The organism is Psychromonas sp. (assembly GCF_047632955.1).
Lineage (GTDB): Bacteria > Pseudomonadota > Gammaproteobacteria > Enterobacterales > Psychromonadaceae > Psychromonas.
Genome location: NZ_JBLIED010000011.1, coordinates 1 through 22,174, shown reverse-complemented (window position 1 = coordinate 22,174; position 22,174 = coordinate 1). Strand labels below are relative to the sequence as shown.

At 46.6% G+C, this 22,174-nt stretch carries 20 protein-coding genes; 16 read left to right on the top strand and 4 right to left on the bottom strand.

What is annotated here, in order from left to right; genetic code table 11:
* Window positions 1–65 precede the first annotated feature (65 nt).
* Genes ACJAZP_RS09000 through ACJAZP_RS08970 form a run of 7 tightly spaced genes read left to right on the top strand, consistent with a single transcriptional unit; the run spans window position 66 to window position 7,345 of the window.
* Complete coding sequence (locus ACJAZP_RS09000; RefSeq protein WP_415230408.1) at window positions 66–794, top strand: acyltransferase; 729 nt, start codon at window positions 66–68, stop codon at window positions 792–794.
* Between the two features lies 1 nt (window position 795).
* Window positions 796–1,947 (top strand): glycosyltransferase, encoded by a 1,152-nt coding sequence (locus tag ACJAZP_RS08995; protein ID WP_415230407.1) that lies wholly within the window; start codon window positions 796–798, stop codon window positions 1,945–1,947.
* A complete protein-coding gene (locus ACJAZP_RS08990) occupies window positions 1,944–3,389 on the top strand; it encodes a chain-length determining protein (RefSeq protein ID WP_415230406.1) in 1,446 nt (481 codons plus the stop codon). Before ACJAZP_RS08995 ends, ACJAZP_RS08990 begins: the two co-directional genes overlap by 4 nt.
* Window positions 3,386–4,486: a glycosyltransferase gene (locus ACJAZP_RS08985; RefSeq protein WP_415230405.1), complete on the top strand. Its 1,101-nt coding sequence runs from the start codon at window positions 3,386–3,388 to the stop codon at window positions 4,484–4,486. The genes ACJAZP_RS08990 and ACJAZP_RS08985 overlap by 4 nt, the downstream gene beginning before the upstream one ends.
* Window positions 4,479–5,669 carry a glycosyltransferase family 2 protein gene (locus ACJAZP_RS08980; RefSeq protein WP_415230404.1) on the top strand — a complete coding sequence of 397 codons (1,191 nt, stop codon included), beginning with the start codon at window positions 4,479–4,481 and terminating at the stop codon, window positions 5,667–5,669. The genes ACJAZP_RS08985 and ACJAZP_RS08980 overlap by 8 nt, the downstream gene beginning before the upstream one ends.
* A gap of 25 nt (window positions 5,670–5,694) precedes the next feature.
* The gene (locus tag ACJAZP_RS08975; protein WP_415230403.1) at window positions 5,695–6,372 is read left to right on the top strand and encodes a sugar transferase; all 678 of its coding nucleotides are present in this window, start codon (window positions 5,695–5,697) and stop codon (window positions 6,370–6,372) included.
* Window positions 6,365–7,345 (top strand): endonuclease/exonuclease/phosphatase family protein, encoded by a 981-nt coding sequence (locus ACJAZP_RS08970; protein WP_415230402.1) that lies wholly within the window; start codon window positions 6,365–6,367, stop codon window positions 7,343–7,345. Before ACJAZP_RS08975 ends, ACJAZP_RS08970 begins: the two co-directional genes overlap by 8 nt.
* Window positions 7,346–7,459: 114 nt before the next feature.
* On the opposite strand, the gene ACJAZP_RS08965 is transcribed toward ACJAZP_RS08970, so the two are convergent.
* The 3 genes from ACJAZP_RS08965 to ACJAZP_RS08955 form a co-directional block, all read right to left on the bottom strand.
* Window positions 7,460–7,861, bottom strand: coding sequence for a peroxiredoxin family protein (locus tag ACJAZP_RS08965; protein WP_415230401.1), 402 nt, complete (start codon window positions 7,859–7,861; stop codon window positions 7,460–7,462).
* A 136-nt stretch (window positions 7,862–7,997) separates the two neighbouring features.
* The gene (locus tag ACJAZP_RS08960) at window positions 7,998–8,495 is read right to left on the bottom strand and encodes a GNAT family N-acetyltransferase (RefSeq protein WP_415230400.1); all 498 of its coding nucleotides are present in this window, start codon (window positions 8,493–8,495) and stop codon (window positions 7,998–8,000) included.
* A gap of 156 nt (window positions 8,496–8,651) precedes the next feature.
* Window positions 8,652–9,050 (bottom strand): hypothetical protein, encoded by a 399-nt coding sequence (locus ACJAZP_RS08955; RefSeq protein WP_415230399.1) that lies wholly within the window; start codon window positions 9,048–9,050, stop codon window positions 8,652–8,654.
* A 454-nt stretch (window positions 9,051–9,504) separates the two neighbouring features.
* Here ACJAZP_RS08955 and ACJAZP_RS08950 point away from each other — a divergent pair, with 454 nt between their 5' ends.
* The 9 genes from ACJAZP_RS08950 (at window position 9,505) to ACJAZP_RS08910 (ending at window position 20,842) form a co-directional block, all read left to right on the top strand.
* Entirely contained in the window at window positions 9,505–9,843 is a 339-nt protein-coding gene (locus tag ACJAZP_RS08950; RefSeq protein ID WP_415230398.1) for an STAS domain-containing protein, read from the top strand.
* A 2-nt stretch (window positions 9,844–9,845) separates the two neighbouring features.
* A complete protein-coding gene (locus ACJAZP_RS08945; protein WP_415230397.1) occupies window positions 9,846–10,679 on the top strand; it encodes an OmpA family protein in 834 nt (277 codons plus the stop codon).
* Between the two features lie 7 nt (window positions 10,680–10,686).
* Window positions 10,687–12,807, top strand: a complete 2,121-nt coding sequence (locus tag ACJAZP_RS08940; protein WP_415230396.1) for an SLBB domain-containing protein — start codon at window positions 10,687–10,689, stop codon at window positions 12,805–12,807.
* On the top strand, window positions 12,807–12,959 hold the full coding sequence (locus ACJAZP_RS08935; RefSeq protein ID WP_415230395.1) for a hypothetical protein: 153 nt from the start codon (window positions 12,807–12,809) through the stop codon (window positions 12,957–12,959). Before ACJAZP_RS08940 ends, ACJAZP_RS08935 begins: the two co-directional genes overlap by 1 nt.
* Window positions 12,960–13,110: 151 nt before the next feature.
* The gene (locus ACJAZP_RS08930) at window positions 13,111–13,821 is read left to right on the top strand and encodes a hypothetical protein (RefSeq protein ID WP_415230394.1); all 711 of its coding nucleotides are present in this window, start codon (window positions 13,111–13,113) and stop codon (window positions 13,819–13,821) included.
* A gap of 3 nt (window positions 13,822–13,824) precedes the next feature.
* Window positions 13,825–15,348 carry a SpoIIE family protein phosphatase gene (locus ACJAZP_RS08925; protein ID WP_415230393.1) on the top strand — a complete coding sequence of 508 codons (1,524 nt, stop codon included), beginning with the start codon at window positions 13,825–13,827 and terminating at the stop codon, window positions 15,346–15,348.
* An 85-nt stretch (window positions 15,349–15,433) separates the two neighbouring features.
* Window positions 15,434–16,243 (top strand): phosphate/phosphite/phosphonate ABC transporter substrate-binding protein, encoded by an 810-nt coding sequence (locus ACJAZP_RS08920; protein ID WP_415230392.1) that lies wholly within the window; start codon window positions 15,434–15,436, stop codon window positions 16,241–16,243.
* Window positions 16,244–16,252: 9 nt separating this feature from the next.
* Window positions 16,253–19,423 (top strand): PAS domain S-box protein, encoded by a 3,171-nt coding sequence (locus ACJAZP_RS08915; protein ID WP_415230391.1) that lies wholly within the window; start codon window positions 16,253–16,255, stop codon window positions 19,421–19,423.
* An 18-nt stretch (window positions 19,424–19,441) separates the two neighbouring features.
* On the top strand, window positions 19,442–20,842 hold the full coding sequence (locus ACJAZP_RS08910; RefSeq protein WP_415230390.1) for a sigma-54-dependent transcriptional regulator: 1,401 nt from the start codon (window positions 19,442–19,444) through the stop codon (window positions 20,840–20,842).
* 730 nt (window positions 20,843–21,572) lie between these two features.
* Here ACJAZP_RS08910 and ACJAZP_RS08905 read toward each other — a convergent pair.
* On the bottom strand, window positions 21,573–22,174 hold a 602-nt coding region (locus ACJAZP_RS08905), incomplete at its 5' end, for a hypothetical protein (protein ID WP_415230389.1).

Genomic DNA, 22,174 nt, shown 5'->3' with positions numbered 1-22,174 from the left:
CAATTTAAACAGTGGCTTGATTTTTGCTTTACTCCATACATAAAATAACAGTGGAGTCTGCAGAAATGAAAATAAGCACCCTAAATCAAACTAAACAATGGCTGAAAAACAGCAAACATCCTGTGGCTAAAAAACTTTTTGCACAGCTTAAAGCACTGCTTAATTTCGAGCTGCCCGTACCGCAACTGTTATGCCGCGCCTTTTATGGCCTGTATGTTTTTATGCGCACCCTGTTTTCAACCTTTACTCGATTATTTTTCTGGACGCCGCTGTTTAAAGGGCGCCTGCAGAAAATGGGCCGTCATCTTAACCTCTATGGTGGGTTACCTTATATTAGCGGCCCGCTATCGATTGAAATTGGCGATAACTGCCGCGTTTCAGGGCAAAGCACCTTTAGCGGCCGCAGCAGCACGGCCACCCAGCCGCAGTTAATGATCGGCAATAATGTCGATATCGGCTGGATGACCACCATTGCGGTGGGATCTCGCGTGGTCATTGCTGACAATGTGCGCATTGCTGGCCGGACCTTGCTGGCCGGTTATCCGGGTCACCCGATGAATGCGCAGGCGAGAGCACAAGGGCTGCCGGAAACCGACTGCCAGGTGGGTGATATTATTTTAGAAAAAGATGTCTGGCTGGCAACCGGCGTGACAGTCACAGCCGGCGTCCGTATCGGTCACGGCAGTATTATCGCAGCCGGCAGTGTGGTCACCAAGGATATTCCGGCAATGGTACTGGCCGGCGGTATTCCCGCGCGAGTGATTCGAGCGCTTAAACCTAGCGGGGATAAATAACATGCACCATGATTTGATTGTCTTTGGCGAAGACTGGGGCGGCTTACCGAGCAGCACCCAGCACCTGGTTAAACAGCTCAGTGCAACCCGAAAAGTGGTGTGGATAAACTCAATTGGTTTACGCCGCCCCACTTTAGGTTTACGCGATTTCAAACGGGTATGGCATAAACTGCTGGCCCGCGATCTGGGTCGTGATCAAGAAATGCAGTTAACAACAACCAACAACAGCAGCAATTTTCATATCGTTTATCCCTTCACGCTTCCGGCGCCGCGCAGCGCACTGGGACGCTGGATAGCCGTGCAGTTGCTCGGTGCACAGATAAAACCAGTGCTTAAAAAAGCGCAGCTGCAGGCGCCGGTTCTGTGGATATCTCTGCCTACCGCAGTGGATATGGTCGGCCGGTTGAATGAGTCAGCGGTTGTCTATTACTGCGGTGATGACTTTAGCGGTTTAGCCGGCGTAGATCACCACACGGTAGCTAAACGTGAACAGCAATTATTAAACAAAGCGAATCTTATTATCGCTTCCAGCGAGCTGCTTGCAGAGCGCAGCAACCCATCACGCACACAGCTGTTAACTCACGGCGTTGATTATTCGCTGTTTGCAACCCCGGTTGCGCGTGCCGCGGACTTGCCTAATGACGGGCGTTTTATTGCCGGTTTTTACGGCAGTATTTCACAGTGGTTGAATCTTCAACTGTTGTGCAAAACCATTGCCCAAATGCCCGACTGGCACTTTGTGTTTATCGGTAAGGCGGTCATTGATATCAGCTCATTAAGCGCTTTTAAAAATGTCACCCTGCTTGGTGAACGGCCGCATCAGGCGCTGCCCTCATACAGTCAGCACTGGACTGCTGCCCTGCTGCCGTTTATTGATAATGCCCAAATCCGCGCCTGTAATCCCCTTAAACTAAAGGAATATCTGGCCGCAGGAAAGCCGATTATCAGCACTTCCTTTCCGGCAGTACAGCAGCTTCACCAGGCAGGTTTAGTGCAGATTGCCGATAGCAGCGACGCCATGGTCGAAGCCCTGCGCGCCAGTGAACATCTTGGCGCACAGCCGGATTTCACCCGGTTATCACGCAAGCAAGTCAGCGCACACAGCTGGGCTGCACGGGCGAAGTTGGTTGACAGCTGGTTGGAGAAACTATGAACAGTCTGCATACCCGAGTGTATTTAATACTCGATGGCGCCTGGCGGCGACGTTACGCCATTCTTATCCCGATCCTGATCTTCCCTATCTTCGGGGTGGTGATCAGCGCATTAAGCCCTAAACACTATGCTTCACACACCAGTATGCTGATTCAGGAAACTGCAAAGCTTAATCCGTTTTTAGCAGATTTAGCGGTTTCTGCAATGCTTAAAGAACGAATCAGCGCCCTGAAAACCCTGCTTCATAGCCGTCATATTTTGGGAACAGTTGCCCTGGAAATAGGCTTGGTTAACGACCAAACCACAGCGCAGGAACATGACCAAGTGATTGCTCAGCTTTCTAATGCACTGAGTATTAATATGCTCGGTAAAGATCTTATCCGGATTGATTACCAGGCCGGTAATCCGCAGGGCATGAAAGAGATGCTGCAATCGGTCAGCCAACAATTTATTGAGCAGGTACTGGCACCGGAGCGCTCATCGATGACCGATTCCACTCAATTTTTAGCGGAGCATCTGCACAGCCGGCAAACGGAGCTCGATAAAGCCGAGCTGGCTATCGCACAATTTATTGATCAGCATGCCACCGAGCTGCCGGAGCTGCACCTCGGCAACATTGCCCATCTGTCAAAACTAAAGGAGCGCCTCAGCGAACGTGAGGCAGAAATGGCCGGTGCCAGCCGCAGTCTTGGCGGACTGAGTCAGCAGCTCTCTAAAAGTAATCCTATTGTCGGTCTGATCGAAGAAAAAATCATCCGTCTGCAAGGAGAGATGGCACTGCTGCGCGCCCGTTATACGGACCAGCACAGCTCTGTACTCGGCGCATTAAGAAAGCTGCAGCGTCTGGAAAAAGAGCGGCAACAGCTTATTGCCGGCGGCGATGACAATATCAGCCTGGAAAAACTGTGGGTCATCGGTAGCACTTATTCACGCAGCGATGATCCCAAGCAGCAGCCGTTACTTATCTCCCAGCTGGATGATATGCAGCAAACCAGATCCAGAGTAGACGGTCTGCGTGAGGAGATCAAAAGCTTAAATAATATGATAGAGACGCTGCAGATACAGATGTCCGGCTACGGTGAAAATGCCAGCACGCTGGCCAAACTGCAACGCGAGCTATCGATAAAAAGGGATCTCTATGACGATATTTTACTGCGCTTTGAAAAAGCCAATATCACTGCATCATTAGGAGTCTTTGAGCAGGATAAACGCGTCAAAATAATTGATCGTCCGTTTACTCCAACAGCGCCAACCAATAAACCCTTACTGCTATTTATTATCAGCGGCTTTCTGGGTGGATTATTTCTCGGCTGCGGGCTGGCCGTGGTACTGGAAGTCAGTGACAGCCGCCTGCGCCGCAGAGATCAACTACAAACCCTAACCGGTGTACCGGTGCTGAGCCGCATCCCTTTTATCAGAGCAGATTCAGGAGAAGTGTTATGAACACCGTTATTCAAGTTGTGCAGCATCTGCGCCCGGGGGGCATAGAAACCTTATCGCTGGATCTGTGCAGCTTTGCCGAGGCCAATGAAAATATACTGATTGTCAGCCTTGAAGGAGAGCTCGAGAGTGCACTGGCTGCATGGCCAAGGCTGATCGCATTTCGCAAGCAACTGATCTTTCTTGATAAACAACCCGGGCTTTGCCCGTCAACGGTGAAAAAACTGATCCGTGTTATCAAAGAAAATGCCGCACAATGTGTACATAGTCACCATATCGGGCCACTTTTATACGCCGGATTAGCAGCGCGTATCGCAGGCGTTAAAGAGCTTATTCATACCGAGCACGATGCCTGGCACCTCGATGCCTTTAAACGCAGAATGCTACAGCGCTTTGCTATCAAACTACTGCGCCCGCTATTGGTTGCCGATGCACAGACGGTCGCAGATAGCATGCGCCAGCAGCTGCAATATAAACGACCAATCCGAGTGATCCGCAACGGTATCGACAGCGAATATTTTCTGCCCGGCGATAAACTGCTTGCGCGGGCACAGCTTAAGCTACCGGCAAAAGTACAGATTATTGGCTGCAGCGGACGCATGGAAGAAGTTAAAGGACAGGCGTTACTGCTGCATGCCTTGCATAAACTGCCCTTAACGGCACACCTGGCACTGGCCGGAAGCGGCTCAACGGAAAAAAAATTACGGCAGTTAACAGAGCAACTCGGCTTGCAGGAGCGAGTCCATTTTCTCGGACATATCGACACTATGCCAACTTTTTATCAGGCACTGGATGTGTTTTGTCTGCCCTCCTTAGCGGAAGGCCTGCCGCTCTCGCCGCTGGAAGCGCAGGCGTGCAATATTGTCACTCTGGTCACCGATGTAGGGGGATCAAAAGAGACCCTTTGCCCGCACAGCGGAAAATTTATTCCTGCTAATAACCGCGATCTGATGGCAAAAACGCTACTAAAAATGCTCCGTTCTCCAGGCAACGTTAAACCGCGTGCTTATGTACAACAGCATGGTGATGTGCGCGTGATGGCCAAAGCCTATGCCGATTTACGCCGCCCTAACGAGATTAAAGGAGCCTGTTATGAATAATTTCGCCCTGCTAACCCTGACCTTAATCAGCGGGTTGTTAGTTATTTATCATCATGTTGGCTATCCGCTAATTTTGCGCTGGGTAAGCAAACGCCGTCCCAATAAAGCGCCTTTTACAGGTGCACGCCACTACACTGATTCAGCGGCAGATAATACCCTGCCAAGGATAACCATGGTTATTCCCGCCTATAACGAGCAGCAGTGGATTGCTGAAAAAGTTCGTAATATGGCGGCCCTGGATTACCCGAGCAGCCGTTTACGCGTGCTTATCGGCTGTGACGGCTGCTCGGACAATACCTACGAAATTGCCGTGCAAACCGCAGCAGAAGTAGAATGTCAGCAGCTTGACATAGAAATCATTAATTTCACTGAAAACCGCGGTAAAGTCGCGCTGCTGAACACTCTGATTGCCGATCTAAACTGCGATCTGGTTGCTCTGAGCGATACTTCTGCCCTGCTTTCTATTGACGCCCTGTTAATTGCGGCTGAGCGCTTTAAAGATTCAAAGATTGGCGTACTTAATGGCCACTACCGGTTGTTATCACCAGGCTCTCTCGGTGAACAAACCTATTGGGATTACCAGAGTCAGATCAAATCCAGCGAAGCAGCTTTAGGCTCAACACTGGGCGCGCATGGTGCTTTTTATGTTTTCCGCCGAGCACTGTTTACCCCTTTAGCGGCTGATACCATCAATGATGATTTTATTCTGCCGATGAAAATTGTGGCCGCCGGTTATCGCGCCGATTATGAACAGAATATTACCGCACTGGAGCTGGAAAAATCTAACGACAGTCAGGACAGGCAGCGCCGCCGACGCATCGCAGCAGGTAATTTTCAGCAACTGCTGAGATTAAAGAATCTTTTTTTGCCGCGTCATGGCGGAATCGCCTTTGCCTTTATCTCCGGGAAAGGACTGCGGGTGATGATGCCGTTTTTGATGATTATCGCATTGCTCGGCAGTCTATTACTGGCCTTTGAATCTACGCTTTTTATGCTCTTAGCCGGCCTGCAGATTGGCGCCTATTCAGTGGCCGGCTGGGAATTATTATGCAAACCGGTTAACAGCCACAAACTATGCAGGCTGCTCGCTTATCTTGTCGGCGGACATATCGCGGGTTTGATTGGCACACTACGTTATCTATTGCGCCTCGATAAAGGCCATTGGAAAAAAAACAACAGTTAACAACAGATGTAACAAGGATAAGATTATGAATAACGCTAACACCCACAACCATAAGGTTTATAACGATAATACAGCCAGCTATATTCATCCGCTGGTGAAATACGGCAAACGGTTATTTGACCTGGTTTTTTCAATCAGCTTAATATTGCTGCTGATTCCCTTGCTGCCATTGCTTGCGCTTGCCATCAAAATGGACAGCGCCGGCCCGATTTTTTACAGGCAAATCCGTTTAGGGAGATCTAAAGAGGGCCATAACGGCACATTCAGCATTATTAAATTCAGAACCATGCGCACAGATGCTGAAGCTGACGGTGTCGCTTTGCTGGCGACGCAATACGATCCGCGCATCACCCGCGCCGGCCGTTTTTTGCGCAAAACACGCCTTGATGAAACGCCGCAGTTGATCAATGTCTTAAAAGGTGAGATGTCGGTGATAGGCCCGAGACCGGAGCGTCCGGAGTTAAGCAGCGAAATAGAAAAAAACCGCCCGTTTTTTAGCGAAAGAACCTACGACGTATTACCCGGATTAACCGGACTGGCGCAGATCAATCAAAGTTATCAGGGCAGCGTCAATAATATTGATGAAAAACTCGCCTATGACCATGCCTACTCCTTAGCCATCAGCCAGCCGCTGTCATGGATAAAAACCGATCTAATGATCGTTTTTAGAACCGTTCTAACGGTGATTAAATGTAATGGCTAAAGGCAATCAACACCTCAAAATTTATTTTAGTAATACAATGAGTTACCTGCTTAACCTAATGGTGCTGCTGGTACTTATACTGCCGTTTTTGCCAATAGAAACAACCACCTGGTGGCTTGATAATCTCAGCAGCCTGCAACTGCAATGGAGTGTGGCAGCCCTTGTGCTGCTGGCCTTTAATATAAAAAAGGCAAAAAAGTATTTCGGGATGTTAACTGTGCTGCTGATAACCGTGATTTATCTGCAGCGTCCAGCTTCTTATGCCGCTAATACCGAAGTGCTGACTGCGCCATCATTAAAAATTGCGCAACTTAATATACACTATCAAAATCCGCATCTTGAACCGCTATTATCAAGGCTTAATGCTGCTGATTTTGATCTATTGGTACTGCAGGAAGTGGGTAATGATCAGCGACAAAAAATAACCACCTTAAAGCAGGCTTATCCCTACTTTATTAGCGACTCTTCGAACGGAGATTTAGCGCTGTTTTCAAAATGGCCGATCGTCGAGCAAAAAATCCATGATCTCGGCTACCAAGGCGGCCATATTATTGAAGTTATTATTCAAAGTCCGAAAACAAACAACCCGGTGCATATCTTTACGCTACATCCGGTCTCACCGAGAAATGCGGAGTTATGGCAGTTAAGAAACAGCACACTTAACTATGTTGCTGAGCAGGCCTTTGCCTCATTACTGCAATACAAAATTATTGTCGGCGATCTCAATACCACTCCCTGGTCGGCACAATTTAAAGCGCTGCAGAAAAACAGTTTATTAACCTACAGCGACAATGCTTTTTCCTACATTCCCAGTTGGTCCTATAGCGAGAAAAACCCGCTGCTGAGTCTGCTCAGCAGCGCCTATATCGATCATTGTCTGATCAGCGCTGCATTTGCGGTTATCAGCAAGGACTATCAGCGAGTCCCCGGTTCAGATCATCAGTTGCTGATTACCGAGCTGGGAATGCGCTGAGGCTTGTCGCTGATAAATTAAACAGCTGTCCGGCTATTTATTATGTGCTGCTGAGTTCTTTTCTAAGTGGTGAGGAATTATTCACTAAGTGGTGAGGGATTATTTTCTATGTGGTCAGGAATTATTTAATAGCAGAGTAAATTTATCCGCTAAGGCGGCAAGTTGCTCGCCACTGATAATTTCGACATTGTTCGCATCAAGGCTTTTATTATTCAACATTAACACCGTGCGCGGATAACCGCGCCCGCCAAGTTTCACCGTCAGCGCTTGATGCTCTGCCGACAGATATTGATTTTTAATGTCCTGCACATTAAGTTGATAAACAGGCACTCCCCGGTCCACAAATAACCGTGCAAATGCGGGTAAATTTTCAGCCTGTGCCGTGCAGTCGCTGCACCACGCCGCCACTATATTAAGAATAAAAGCATCACTGCCGCTGAAAAGTTGCTGCGCCTTGTTTATGTCAATGTTTAGGTCAGTGGTTATGCCAGTGGTGAGGTCAATATTTTCAATCATGTTTACGTCCGTTATTTAAAAAAGCTAAAATTATAAAAAGAAAAAAGAAAAAGAAAAAGAAGAGCATAGCAGCCTGTTTGGCTGCTAGCCAAAAACCGATGGATGGCTGTAATTGCTAAGCTTTGCTTCCGGCAATTTATTGTGCAGGTTTCAATTGGTAACGAAGAACCTCTCTACCCTCTTCCTGCGAATAAAAACAGCTTAAAAATTGACCGCCACTTTTCTCTATGACTTTGCGCGACGCCAGATTGTCTGCATCACATGAGACAATGCAGGCATCCTTCATAATATGCTTTTTCATCCAATTTAACATAAAAGTGGCTATACCACGGCCTCGAGCTTTCGGTAAAGTTTCATAACCGATCTGGCCAATGATATTTTCAATATAATCAGTTGTTCCACGGCGAATTCTAATTGCACCAAGAATAACCCCCGATTCAATGCAAAAGAACATTGATATTGGCGGCCACCCTTCGGGTAGTTCCCGGCCTTGTGCGTAAGCAATGCGTTTTTTCAAATAGACTTCATGGGCGTTTTCGGCTGAGTCATATAATGCTAAACCATCATTAATACACTCATCCGCATAGACTTTAAAAGCATCTAAATGCCTGATATCAACCTTTGTCACTTCCATATTATTCCCGCTACATAACACCAAAAGAACTAAAAAGGTGATCACTCTGCTGGTTATTTATTTGATGCGCTTGGTATTATTACGCTTTTTCCAGAAGCTAAATTGCCGCCGTGATTGAAAACAACGACAATAAAATAAAGTACGATTAGACAGCTATTACTGGCATTCTGTTACCGCGCTAACAAATGGGTTATCCCCAAAGGTAAATGACAAATATTGATAAAGCTTGGTGACACTTCCTGAATCTTTATTTTCAACATCGACTAAGTAATTCACGGTGGTCGGTTTTTTACCGGAGCCATCTTCCGGATCAGTGCCGTAGCTGAGAGCTGAAACAGAATAACCGTTAACTATTTCTGCTGATTTGACCACCCCCCAGTCATCAAATCTATTTACCCAGGCCGACCATTTATTTTCAACACAAATTGAAACCTCTTTGGCGTCTTTCTGGCTTGAAAAAACCTGATTGGGTCCAGCAGTACGGATTTTATTGGGGCTTGTACTGCACGCTGACATTGATAATACAGCAACGGTTAATATTATTAATTTTTTCACTATTATTTCCTCTTATTTTATCTACACATAATAACTACCGACGAAAGTGCCAGCCTCTCATTCGCGGATCACTTAATGGTAGTTGTCAAGCAACCGTATAAAAGGAGAGCATGAATAATAATAGCATTATTTTCATGGGCTTAAACACCCATAAAAACGCTAATGGGGCAGCTTGTTATAAGCATGAGAGATTGAGCAACGCAATTTATCCGTTGAGGGACCAATTTTTTATACTTTGTTATGACGGTATAGATGACTTTATTCCACCAGCATAAGCTGCAGTCCCCTTTTGCAAAAGCATTTGCATAATGCGAATAAAGACGCTTAAAAGTCCCCTTAAAAAACCATTTTCAATTTAAGTAACTGTTTATATTGAATAAATAAAAATTGGCATGATCACTGCTATAAGCTTGGACATAAAGATGCTATCTATCTAAAGCTAAGGGAGCTAACCATGAATATTAAAAATATCGAGACTATTAACAGCAATGTCATTATTCAGTTAAGCGGAGAAATGGATGCGCTGGGCTGCAGCAAAATCCGCCCGAATCTGGAAGCGCTCAGCAAGCAGACACATGCGCATACCGTAGTGGATATCGAGCAGGTAAGTTTTATCGACTCTTCCGGAATAGGCGCCATTGTTTTTCTTTTTAAACGCCTCAAGGCGCAGGGCCGAACCATGGAAATAACAGGCGTGCAGGGACAACCCCAAGAGTTAATGAAATTACTGCGTATTGATGCCGCTATTCCGCTGTCAATTATCAGCCCTTCTGATCGAAAACGGGAGGCCTAATCATGAAACCGTTACTTATTGTATTACTTGGAATAGTTGTAGTATCAACGTCCGCCTGCTCAAATAAAGCCACACCGGGGCATGGCGGCTTAGCCGAGCATGATTTAAGTAATGCGCCCAGTCACTCGATGGGATTAGAAAATGCGCTCTATTTTGAGCAACAATTAAGCAGCCGTCATTTCGATGATCTGCTGCTTGCGGGCGCAAAAATCTGCTTCCCGGCCAGCGTTAAAACAGCACAAATCCGGCAAAACCGTATTGCCCGTGAAATACAGGGCGGACTTGATGGCGATGCGGCTAATGATCTGATTATCCAGCGCGATCAGTTGGCACGTTTAGAACGCCGACTCAATTACGTGCAGCTGCAGGGCAGTTGTCTCACCAACGGTGACAAAAGTAATCCTCAGGTTAACAACCAAAGCCAGGAATTAAACGCGAAATTAAGCAACGAATTAAGTGCCGATAAGTTACAGACAATGAATGCGCTGCTTAATAATAATAACCAGTTTGTGCCTGCCTCTTCGGAGCTTAACCCCCGATATATAGGACATTTGGCCGAGGTCGCCGGCATGCTGCGTGCTTATACCAACTATCAGCTACAGATCATAGGTCATGCCGATGCCACAGGCAGTGACGCCGCTAATCTCGAGCTTTCACTGCAAAGAGCAAGGCAGGTGGAGCGCTATCTGCAAATATTCGGACTCAATCCAAGTAATATCATTGTCCAGGGGCAAGGTGAACAGTCGCCGCTGTTTAAAGGTGACGCACCGCAAGTCAGACTGGTTAATCGCCGCGTCACTATTGAACTTATCAATCTCGATCAGGCACAGAGGTAATTAAGCGATGAATATTTTCAAACTGACCAAACTTTTACTGCTGATGTTTCTTATGCTGATGCCCTTTACGGCGCACAGCGAAACGCCGCAATATAAAGTCCAAAAAGGCGATCTCCTGCAAATCTTTTTGCCCGGTGAAAAAGCCTTTGCCGAGCCCTTTGACGTTGATCGCCAGGGCCGGATTATACTGCCGGAAATTGGTGCGCTACAGGTATCTGAAATGTCGGTGGCTGAAATACAGGAACTGCTTAGTATTGAGTTGGCTAAAGCGTTTCTTGATTTACCGAATCTGAAAGTTTATCTGCTTAAAAAACAGTTAATTATCAGCGTACGCGGTTATGTAAAACAACCCGGCGAATTTACTCTGCAGTCCGATGCCTCCATTCAATTAGCCATTCACGCCGCAGGCGGACTAAGAACCGGTGCACAACTGGACAGGCTGCAGCTTATTCGCGGCAAGCAGATCAGTATTTTCAACTACAAAAAATATTTAGACAGCGGAGACAGCGCACTACTGCCGAAGCTGCAGTCAATGGATGCGCTGTTTATTCCGGCATCACCGATGACCGGTAACGTGGAAGTCGAGTTTAACCCCGCGGATCTGGCTAATGCCGGTGATAGCGCCAATGACAGTCAGGCAATCAAAGTATTCGGTGAGGTTAACCGTCCGGGCAGTTTTGCTTATCGCAAAAGCATGGATATTGTTGATCTGCTGATGGCCTCGGGCGGTGTGACCCGCTACGCTGGTGTTGAAAAAATCAGGGTGATAACCCAAGGCACTCCGGCGCTGTTTAATCTTAAAGAATATCTGGATAGCGGCGATCAAAAACACCTGCCGAAGATGCAGCCCGGCAGCACTATTTTCATTCCCAAACAAGAAGAAGAGATTAAAACCGGCGCGCATATGGTCTATGTGATGGGAGAAGTGGCCAAACCGGGTGCTTACGAAAGTAAGAATGGCGCAAGTTTTATGGATATTTTAGCCAATGCCGGCGGTCCGACACGCTTTGCAGAATCTCGTCAGATACGCATCATCAAAGCGGATAACAGTATTGTTAACTTTGATTTGAGTGCTTATACCGAAGGGACAAATGCCATGAAACCACCGCATATTTTTGCCGGTGATGCGATTTTTGTTCCCGAAAAAACCGATATGAATGAAAAATCCTGGCTTAAAGTCACCCCTAACCGCGCCGTGCGAGTGCTCGGTTCGGTGGTACGTCCGGGGCGTATTGAATGGTCCGATGAAATGTCATTGCTGGATCTGCTTGCACACGTTGGTGGCCCGACACAACGTGCCGATACGAATAATATTGAGATTGTGATTCCGCAAAGCTACGGCAAACCCCAGGTGCACAACTTTGATCTTAATGCTTTTATCAAAAATGGTCGACCCGATAGTGACCTGCCTGAGATTAAAGCGGGCAGTACTATTATGGTTCAGGATTTACCACAGGATCCCAGTGATAACAAAGCACAGTGGGTGCGCCAATCCGCAGAAAAATCTATCTATATCTTCGGTCAGGTGGGCGCGCCCGGGCGTTATATGTTTTCCGATGAGATGAGTTTTTTAGATATTTTATCCGCCGCCGACGGCCCGACCGATAAAGCCGATTTGCGCAATATTCGCATCAACCATCGTAATAAGCGCAGCCAGCCGGTCAGTAAATTAGATCTGGCGCTTTATTTTGAAACCGGTGATGACACTATCCTGCCATTAGTCAGGACAGGCGATACTATCTATATTCCGGAAAAGAATCGCCTGTGGCTGGATCAGACTAAAGAAAGCACGGTGCGTGTACTGGGTGCGGTTAATAAACCCGGACGTTACCGCTTTGATGACACTATGACGCTTTTGGATCTGCTTGCTGAGGCCGGTGGTACCAAGGGTGAGGCGTATATCGAAAATATCACCGTCGTTAATATGTCTTGCTGCCGCGATCAGGCGCGCAGCTTCAATCTGAGCGACTTCAGCCGCAACGCTAAATTCAGTGACTTACCGGTACTGCGCGCCGGCGACACCGTTTATATTCCGTTTCGCAGCGAAAGCGGTTATGAGAAATTTCGCAAAGGTTTAACCGACGTCATTCAAGCCGTCGCACTGGGTGCTTTGATAGGACTACTGTAATGAGAATACCTTACCAACACATAGAAATAGAGCAGATTTACACGCAGATATTCAGCGACCGAAAGCGCGCCATTGCGGTTTGTTCTGCCAATTCGGGAGAAGGCGTGACAAGTCTAGCGATAGCGCTGGGTACATTGATAGGACTACTGTAATGATAATACCTTACTAACATATACAGATAGAGCAGATTTACTCGCAGATATTCAGCGCTCGAAAGCGCGCTATTGCTGTTTGTTCAGCCAATGCGGGAGAAGGTATGACCAGTCTCGTGATAGCGCGGGGTACATTGATAGGACTACTGTAATGAGAATACCTTACCAACATATAGAGATAGAGCAGATTTACACGCAGATATTCAGCGCCCAAAAGCGTGCCATTGCGATTTGTTCAGCCAATGCGGGAGAAGGCGTGACCAGCCTCGCGATGGCCCTGGCAGAGCGTAATTTACTGGCCGGACATACCACTTTAGTGGTAGATTTGAATTTGTATCGTCCGGCGCTCAAAAATCTTTTGAATATTGCCGAGGTTGACCGACAAAGCGTTAGCATCTTAAGCGTGCCGCAATTAGTCACCGCGCAGCAGCACCAGCTTGCAGTCACCGGAGTCACCGCTCCGCTGCACCGCGAAAAGATCATCAAACTGCGTCAGCCGGGGGTCTTAGAGCAATGCATTAAACAGTGGCTGGAGCATTATGACAGCGTGATCATCGACACCTCGCCGCTGAACCGCATCAATGCGCAAAATATTCCCGCCGAGCGTGTCGCTGCGGCTTGTGATGGTGTTGTGCTGATGGTGCTTGCCGGACAAACCAGCGAAGCCATGGTATGCAGTGCGGTCGCAAAGCTCAAGACAAGTAATGCGCAACTGTTAGGCTGTGTCTTTAACGACCGCGACAATCCCTGTTTAAAAGATGAATTGCTGCGTGAAGTACAACGGATTAGAAAATTCAGCTGGCTGACCCGCCCACTCAAAAAATTAATTACTAACAATCAGCTACTCAACTTGGAAGTTTAAGCCATGCATACTTTGCTTATAAAATCACAAAGCCAGCCGGACTTGCAAACCCCCCGCCAGTTACGCCATGCCTTTACCGAGGTGATCGAGCAACATGTGCCGGACGTGGCTATCCAGCAACGCATGCAGCTTTGTTTATCAGAGGCGCTGACCAATCTGGTCTTACATGCAAAGTCACAGGCGCTGACGGTGCAGTTAAGCCGTGATAGCAATGCCTGGCTGCTGGATATTTTTGATGACAGCCCACCCTGGTCACCCACGGAACACCGTGACGATAATCTGTTATTTACATTTCAAGAGGTTGAAAGCGGTCGTGGTGTCGCTTTGCTGCATGAGCAATGCGACAAACTCAGTTATCATCCCGGTCAAGGAAAGCAGCAAAATCAACTGCGACTGCGCTGGTCATCTGCAAAGAAACAGAAAAAGCAGACCATACTGATCGTTGAAGATAATGCCAGCCTGTCCAGACTCTATCAGCTTTATCTGTCCGACACTTTTAATATATTAACCGCGGCTAACGGTCATCACGCTCTGCAGCAATTAGCAACGCAGCAGGTTGATCTGCTGCTTTCTGATATTCAGATGCCGGAAATGAACGGTCTGTCATTGCGTAAAAAAATTAATCAGCAGGCCGAGCATAAATTACTGCCGTTTATTTTTCTTACCGGCAAGGACGATCAATTAATTCAGGAGCAGGCCAACGATCTTGGTATTGATGATTACCTGATCAAGCCGGTCAATAAAAACCAGCTGCTTAAAACAGTACAGCGGGTTTTAGGGCGTTCGCAGCAGATCCACACACAGCTCGGCGAGCGCATCGATAAAAAGATCAGCGCCTCCTTAAAACCGCAATTACCGCAAACAGCGAACAGTTGGAGAATGCAGGTTAGCTGCCGTGATACAGGTGCCGGAGGAGGCGATCTACTGCTCCATAAAGTGTTTGCACATAAGACACAGCTGCTGTTAACCGATATTATGGGCCATGATCACAGTGCAAAATTCTTTTCCCATGCCTGCGGCGGTTATATACACGGGCTGCTGCAGGCGATGTCGACCGACAGTAATCCCGCACAACTGCTTACCGAGCTATCCAATTACGTGATGGACGATAAACTGCTCGCGCAGGTAACCTTGACCTGTTGCTCGATCGAGTTATCCGAAGGTGGAAAAATAAGCGTCGCCAGTGCAGGACATCCCGCTCCGCTGCTGATCTGCGCAGAGCAGATACAAGCTATTGATGTAGGCGGGGTATTACCGGGGTTAATTGCCGATTGTCAGTATCAAAACAGTGAACTCACGGTGCGACCCGGGCAAAGACTGGCTTTTTATACGGACGGGTTATTTGAATCCGCAGCAGACAATGATGCGCGCTTTGATCTGCAGACTCAGATCAGCGCAGCACTGCGGAGTACTCTGCAACTGCCGATTAATGAGGCACTGCAGCAGGTAATGAGCTTGTTTGATCAGCTCACCAACGCCCAACCCAACGATGATGCCCTGCTGCTACTGATTGAGCCAACGCTCTGATATTAATAAAAAACAACAGGCAATAATCTAAGCAAGGAAACATTATGCTTTTTAGCAACCCATCAAAAAAATTAAGGAGCGTATGATGAGAAAAATACCGTATTTAATCGCTTTGCTGTTTGTCTCCTGGCAGTGTATGGCAGAGAAATCCCTTTCTTTTGCCATAGTGCCGCAACAGTCCGCCAGCACGCTGGCTAAATTATGGACGCCGATTGCCGAAAGGCTCAGTGAGCAGAGCGGCCTTGATATCCATTTTGTAACCGCCGGTGATATTCCCACCTTTGAAAAACGCCTCGCGGCGGGTGAGTATGATATCGCCTATATGAATCCCTATCATTATGTGGTATTTAATAAATTAACAGGTTATCAATCGATAGCAAAAGAACGGGACAAACAGATTAAGGGAATAATGGTTGTGCCTAAAAACAGTGAGATTAGCCGTTTAACTGATTTACAAAATAGTGTCTTAGCCTTTCCGGCACCCGCCGCTTTTGCTGCGACTATACTGACTCAAGCGGATCTTGCCGCGCAAAAGGTCAGCTTTACGCCCACTTATGTTTCATCACACGATTCTGTCTACCGCAGTGTTGCCAAAGGCATTTTTCCTGCGGGCGGTGGCGTGCTAAGGACCTTTAATAATGTCGCACCGCAGATCCGTGAGCAGCTGCGCATTTTATGGACAACCAAGGGTTATACACCCCATGCCATCGCCGTTCACCCGCGAGTCACTATTGAGGATACTCTCAAAGTGCAACGCGCACTGCTGAATATGGAGCAGGATGCCGCCGGCAAACAGTTGCTGAAAAGCATCAATATAAACGGTTTTGAAAACGGTGTTGATGCCGACTGGAACGATATCCGTGCTCTGCAACTTCAGCAACTTTCTAAGGACTAAACGCCGACTATGAGCTTTCGCCTAAAAACCATCTTATCCATTGCTTTTATTGAATCTATCTTACTGATTACCTTAATCATCAGTATGATTAGCTTTCTTAATGAGTCCAATCAAATACAGTTGCAGCAACGTGCTTCCAGTACAACGCATCTTATTGCTAAATCTGTCAAAAATGCCATTCTTACTGATGATTTGGCGACTCTGGAAAGTTATGTCGTTGATATACTTAATATGCCCGAGATTGTTTATGTACGGATCAGCAATAATCAATATATGCTGACCGAAGGCGGAAATCTCAGTAGCCTGAATTCCTCAACATCATCCACGGGATTTTTTACTGTGATCAGCGGTGGTGTGCTTGCTACACAAGTAAAAATTAGCGAATCCAATACCATCTACGGTACGGTTGATCTGGGTATGTCCACTCATTCAATCTCATCTTTATTCTTTGACATTAAGTATTGGATTGTTGCCATTGCCTGTTTTGAAGTTGCCTTAATGGTTATATTCTCTTATATACTCGGCAACTACCTGACTCGGCAATTACAGCAATTGAAACTGGCCACAGAAAAAATCACCGATAGCGGTCCGGGTGTGCAGCTGCCTGTGCGCGGCAGTGATGAGATTGCCGAAGTAACCAAGGCGTTTAACCGCATGTCCGCAAATCTGGCAAAAAACTATGAGCGGCTCACTGAAAGTGTTGATAAAGAAAAACAGATGAGCGCTATCGCTAAGCATAGTGAGGCCAAAAATAAAGCGATCCTGACCGCTTCTCTGGACGCTTTAATTACCATTGATGAGAATGGAAAAGTGATTGACTACAACAAGGTCGCCGCCGCAACTTTCGGCTGGCGCTATGATGAGATTATTGGCCAGGATCTGGCTGAATTTATTATCCCTCCTGCACAGCGTCAAGCGCATCATCAAGGCATGCAAAAATACCTTAAAACGAAGCTCGGACCTGTTTTAAATCAGCGCATACAGCTCACCGCGCAGCATAAATCCGGGCACAATTTTCCCATTGAAATTAATATTGCCCCGATTGAGACTGAACAAGGCACGCTGTTCACCGCGTTTATCCGCGATATTTCAACACGTTTACAAGCTGAAAGTGAATTACGCCTGGCCGCGCAAACCTTTGAATCCAGTGAAGCAATCTTCATTTGTGATAATCAGGGCACTATTATCCGTTCCAACCAGGCATTCTCGCGCATTACCGGTTACGACAACCACGATGTGATTGGCAAAAATCCGCGTATTTTATCCTCCGGACAGCATTCCGAGGAATATTATAAGACGATGTGGTTAAGCCTCACGGAACATGGAGAATGGAGCGGCGAGATCTACAACAAAAGAAAGAACGGTGAAATCTACCCTGAATATCTGAATATCTCCTCGGTAAAAAATGATCAAGGTGAGGTAAGCCACTATATTGCTCACTTTTTTGATATCAGTGAACAAAAAGAAAACGAGAAAAAATTGCAACAGGCGCGTAAGGAAGCCGAACTCAGTAACGCATCAAAAAGCCGTTTCTTAGCCTCCATGAGCCACGAGATCCGTACCCCGATGAATGCAGTGTTGGGGATTCTTGGATTACTTAAAGACACTCAACTGACTGCGCGGCAACACGAGCTGGTAAAAACAGGCCGGGATTCCGGGGAGCTGTTACTGACCATTATCAATGATATTCTTGATTTTACTAAGATGGATATTGATAAATTAACGCTGGAAAACAGCCCTTTTGACCTGCACCAGCTGCTGACCAACTGTAATGCCCTGCTTGTGGACATGGCGAATAAAAAATCATTAACACTGAACCTTAAAAAATCTCAGGATCTGCCGCGGTTTGTAAGAGGCGATTCGGCAAGAATACAACAAATACTGATTAACCTTATCAATAATGCCATTAAATTTAGCCAGCACGGGCAGATCAAGGTCCGCGTCGGCGTCGATTTTATCGACCAGCACAACGTTATGCTACGTTGTCAGGTGAAGGACTCGGGTATCGGCATTGCCAAGGAGTATATGGATACCCTGTTTGATGAGTTTACTATGGTTGACCAGAGCCATACGCGAAAATATGAAGGCACCGGATTAGGTCTTGCTATCTGTAAACGCCTTAGCGAGCTGATGCAGGGCAGTATTGCGGTAAACAGTAAGCTTGGTAAAGGCAGTACCTTTACATTTACCCTGAAACTAAAAACAGCAAAAGCCGATGACGGTAGCGCGGGACTGTTTCACGAACAGATACAGCAGCTGCCGCAGGCCAATATTCGCGTGCTGCTTGTAGAAGATAATCCGGCCAACCAGATGGTTATTAAAAGTATTCTAGAGTTTGCCAAACTTCGGGTTGATGTCGTGTCTAACGGTTATGAAGCCGTCGAAGCCGTGCGTAATCTGCCCTATGATATTGTGCTGATGGATATCTCCATGCCGGAAATGGATGGCATGTCAGCAACCCGTGAGATACGTAAATTGAGCAGTGCAGCAAGAAAAATACCTATTATCGCGCTCACCGCGCATACGTTAAGTGGCGATAAAGAGCGCTTTATCAAAGCGGGTATGAATGATTATCTTAGTAAGCCTGTCAATCGCGACGCGGCCTTAACCTGTATTGCCCGCTGGACTAAGGGGGCAAAACCAAGCGCTCAGGCAGAACCTCAGGCAGAAGAGCAACACAACGCAGAGAATGAACACTCGGATTTTGTCGATCAACAGGTGCTGTTAGATCTGGTGCGCGATACCAACGCAGAGAATGAACACCCGGATTTTGTCGATCAACAAGTGTTACGAGATCGGCTGCGCGATACCAACGCAGAGAATGAATACCCGGATTTTGTCGATCAACAGGTGCTGTTAGATCTAGTGCGTGATACCAATGCCGAAATCGTCCCTGAATTAATTACCCTTTATATCGAAGACAGCCAGCGCCGTATCGCCGTAATCACCGAAGCTATCACAAAACGTGACCTTAATTGTTTAGAATTTGAAACTCACACCCTCGGCAGCAGCGCGATTGCCCATGGTAATGCTAGACTGTACTCTCTCGCCCGCAGTATTGAGCAGCTGTGTCAGCAGAATGCCCATCAGCAAGCATTTGAGCAGGCACAGCTGATAGCAGAAGTTGCTGAAGAATCCTTCCGGCGACTCGCGCAACGCGCCAAGCAGGGATTCGCATAATAAAAACAGGACAGATGGATGACTGATAAACCTAATGTTTTAATCGTGGAAGATTCCGCACCGCAAGCCCGCTTATATCAGCAATACCTGAAAAATGAACTGATAACAATGTCGGTTGTCACTACCGGGGCGCAGATGCAGGCCTTCATAAAAAACAGTCCGCCGGATCTTATTCTTTTGGATTTCAGGCTGCCCGATATGGACGGCTTAGCGATTCTCGATTGGATGAAACAGGAAAACTTTAGCTGCGCGGTGATTGTGATCACCGGTCACAGCTCGGTGGATGTTGCCGTGGAGATGATGCGCAACGGTGCTAATGACTTTTTAGAGAAACCGGTCACCGCCAGCCGCTTAAAAACCTCGGTGAATAATCTTCTGGAGCGCAACCGCCTGCAGCATTTAGTCACTAACTATCAAAATACCTTTGAACGTGACCACTATCACGGTTTTATCGGCTCCAGTCTGGCTATGCAGGCCGTCTACCGTATTATTGATGCCGCAGCACCGAGTAAAGCAACGGTCTTTATTACCGGTGAAAGCGGCACCGGTAAAGAGGTCTGCGCCGAAGCGATTCACGCCCAAGGCCCGCGTGCCAAGCAGCCGTTTATTGCCATAAACTGTGCCGCTATTCCGCGCGATCTGATGGAGAGCGAAATCTTCGGACATATGAAAGGTGCTTTTACCGGCGCGTTTGCCGAACGTAAAGGCGCGGCATCGCAGGCCCACGGCGGCAGTTTATTTTTAGATGAAATTTGTGAAATGGATTTGGATCTGCAGACCAAGTTATTACGCTTTGTACAGACAGGCACCTTTAAAAAAGTCGGCAGCAATAAACTGGAAACGGTTGATCTGCGCTTTATCTGCGCGACCCATCGCGATCCGCTGGATGATGTTAAAAACGGCCGTTTCCGCGAAGATCTTTATTATCGCCTGCATGTTTTGCCCCTGCATCTCCCTCCCCTGCGGGAACGCGGCAAAGACATCATTGCCATTGCCACTGAATTTTTAAAAAGCTATTCGCAGGAAGAGAACAAATCCTTCCGCAGCTTTTCTCCCGAGGTGCAAACGCTGTTTATCGATCACTACAACTGGCCGGGTAATGTCCGCCAATTACAAAATGTCATTCGCAATATTGTGGTACTGCATAATGATCGAATAGTGACCATGGCGCACCTGCCGGCTCCCTTAAATACTCTGTCAAGTTCACTAAAGGCCACAATAGTCCCCTTCGCTGACAACGAGACTAAGGTTATCAATGCAGTTGATAATGCCTTTAGCAGCATCAAAGCCTTAGCGGATGTCGAACGGGAAACAATCGAGACTGCGATCAACTTTTGTGATGGTAATATCCCCAAAGCCGCCGCCTTGCTGGATGTCAGTCCGTCAACGATCTATCGTAAAAAACAGGGATGGGAATAACAGAAAAAAAATAATAAACCCCTGCACTGCAGGGGTTTATCGTTAGTAAGTGTTGATTAACAGCTTACTGAAGCCAGCTTTTCAAAATAATCGGGGAATGTTTTTGAAGGACTAATCGAGGACAGCCATATCTTTAGACAGAGAGTATACTTGCCATGTAGAACACACCTATTGTTCATCTTTACGAAGCATCACCACAAATATCTTAGCCTTAAAACTATTTCCAGCTTAAATGGCGGCTAATCGTGGACAGCCATATCTTTAGACAGAGAGTATACTTGCCATGCAGAACACAGCCTGTTGTCCATCTTTACGAAGCATCACCACAAATATTTTAGCCTTAAAACGATTTCCAGCTTAAATGGTGAGAATTGCGATTAAATTTAACTAAAATATATTTTGAAAACAACGGCACTCTTTAGCTAACTGCCACGACTAATCGAGGACAGCCATATCTTTAGACTAATCGAGGACAGCCATATCTTTAGACAGAGAGTATACTTGCCGGCTAATCTTGGACAGCCATATCTTTAGACAGAGAGTATACTTGCCATGTAGAACAAAGCCCATTGTTCATCTTTACGAAGCATCACCACAAATATCTTAGCCTTAAAACTATTTCCAGCTTAAATGGTGTGAATTACGATTAAATTTGACTAAAATATATTTTGAAAACAGCAGCACTGTTTAGCTAACTGCTAATCTTCAATTACCTAGGAATGAAAGGTGCTTAATGGAGCATAGATCGTAATTTGTTTTGGCCTGATACCCAACACCTGCCAGTATGACCGGCAAACTGCGCTAATTCTTCTAGTGACCCAACTGCACCGTGGTAATCTTTGCCAAAATGACAGGATAATTCTAACCACGTATCGCTCTCTAAACCTAACGTGCTAAGTAAACTGGGTATCTGGTTTGAAATAGCGCCTCGTTTATCTTCCCGAATCACACGGCCAGTCCAATCAACTAGCTCTAAATAATCGATTAAAGCGTAAGGTATCCCTTGAGGCTGTGCGTTACACTCGCCAGCAACAAAACCAAATAAGGGTTTATCTTCTAGAGTTGAGTTACTTTTTTTATCGTGACTGCATGTGCCATGAATACGTTCAAAAATAGACGTAAATTCAGATGTTTCAATACTGTCTGCCATTTCTGCTCTAACGGGGTTTAAATCAACATAAGCCATGCACGTTAACAAAGCTTGTTCATCAAGCAAAGCTTGTGACTTAAAACGCCCTTCCCAAAAGCGGCCTGTGCAATTATCTTCGACATTGGCTTTACGCGCGATAAATTCATTTAACGAGCGCATAAACCAAGAAATATCAATTAATC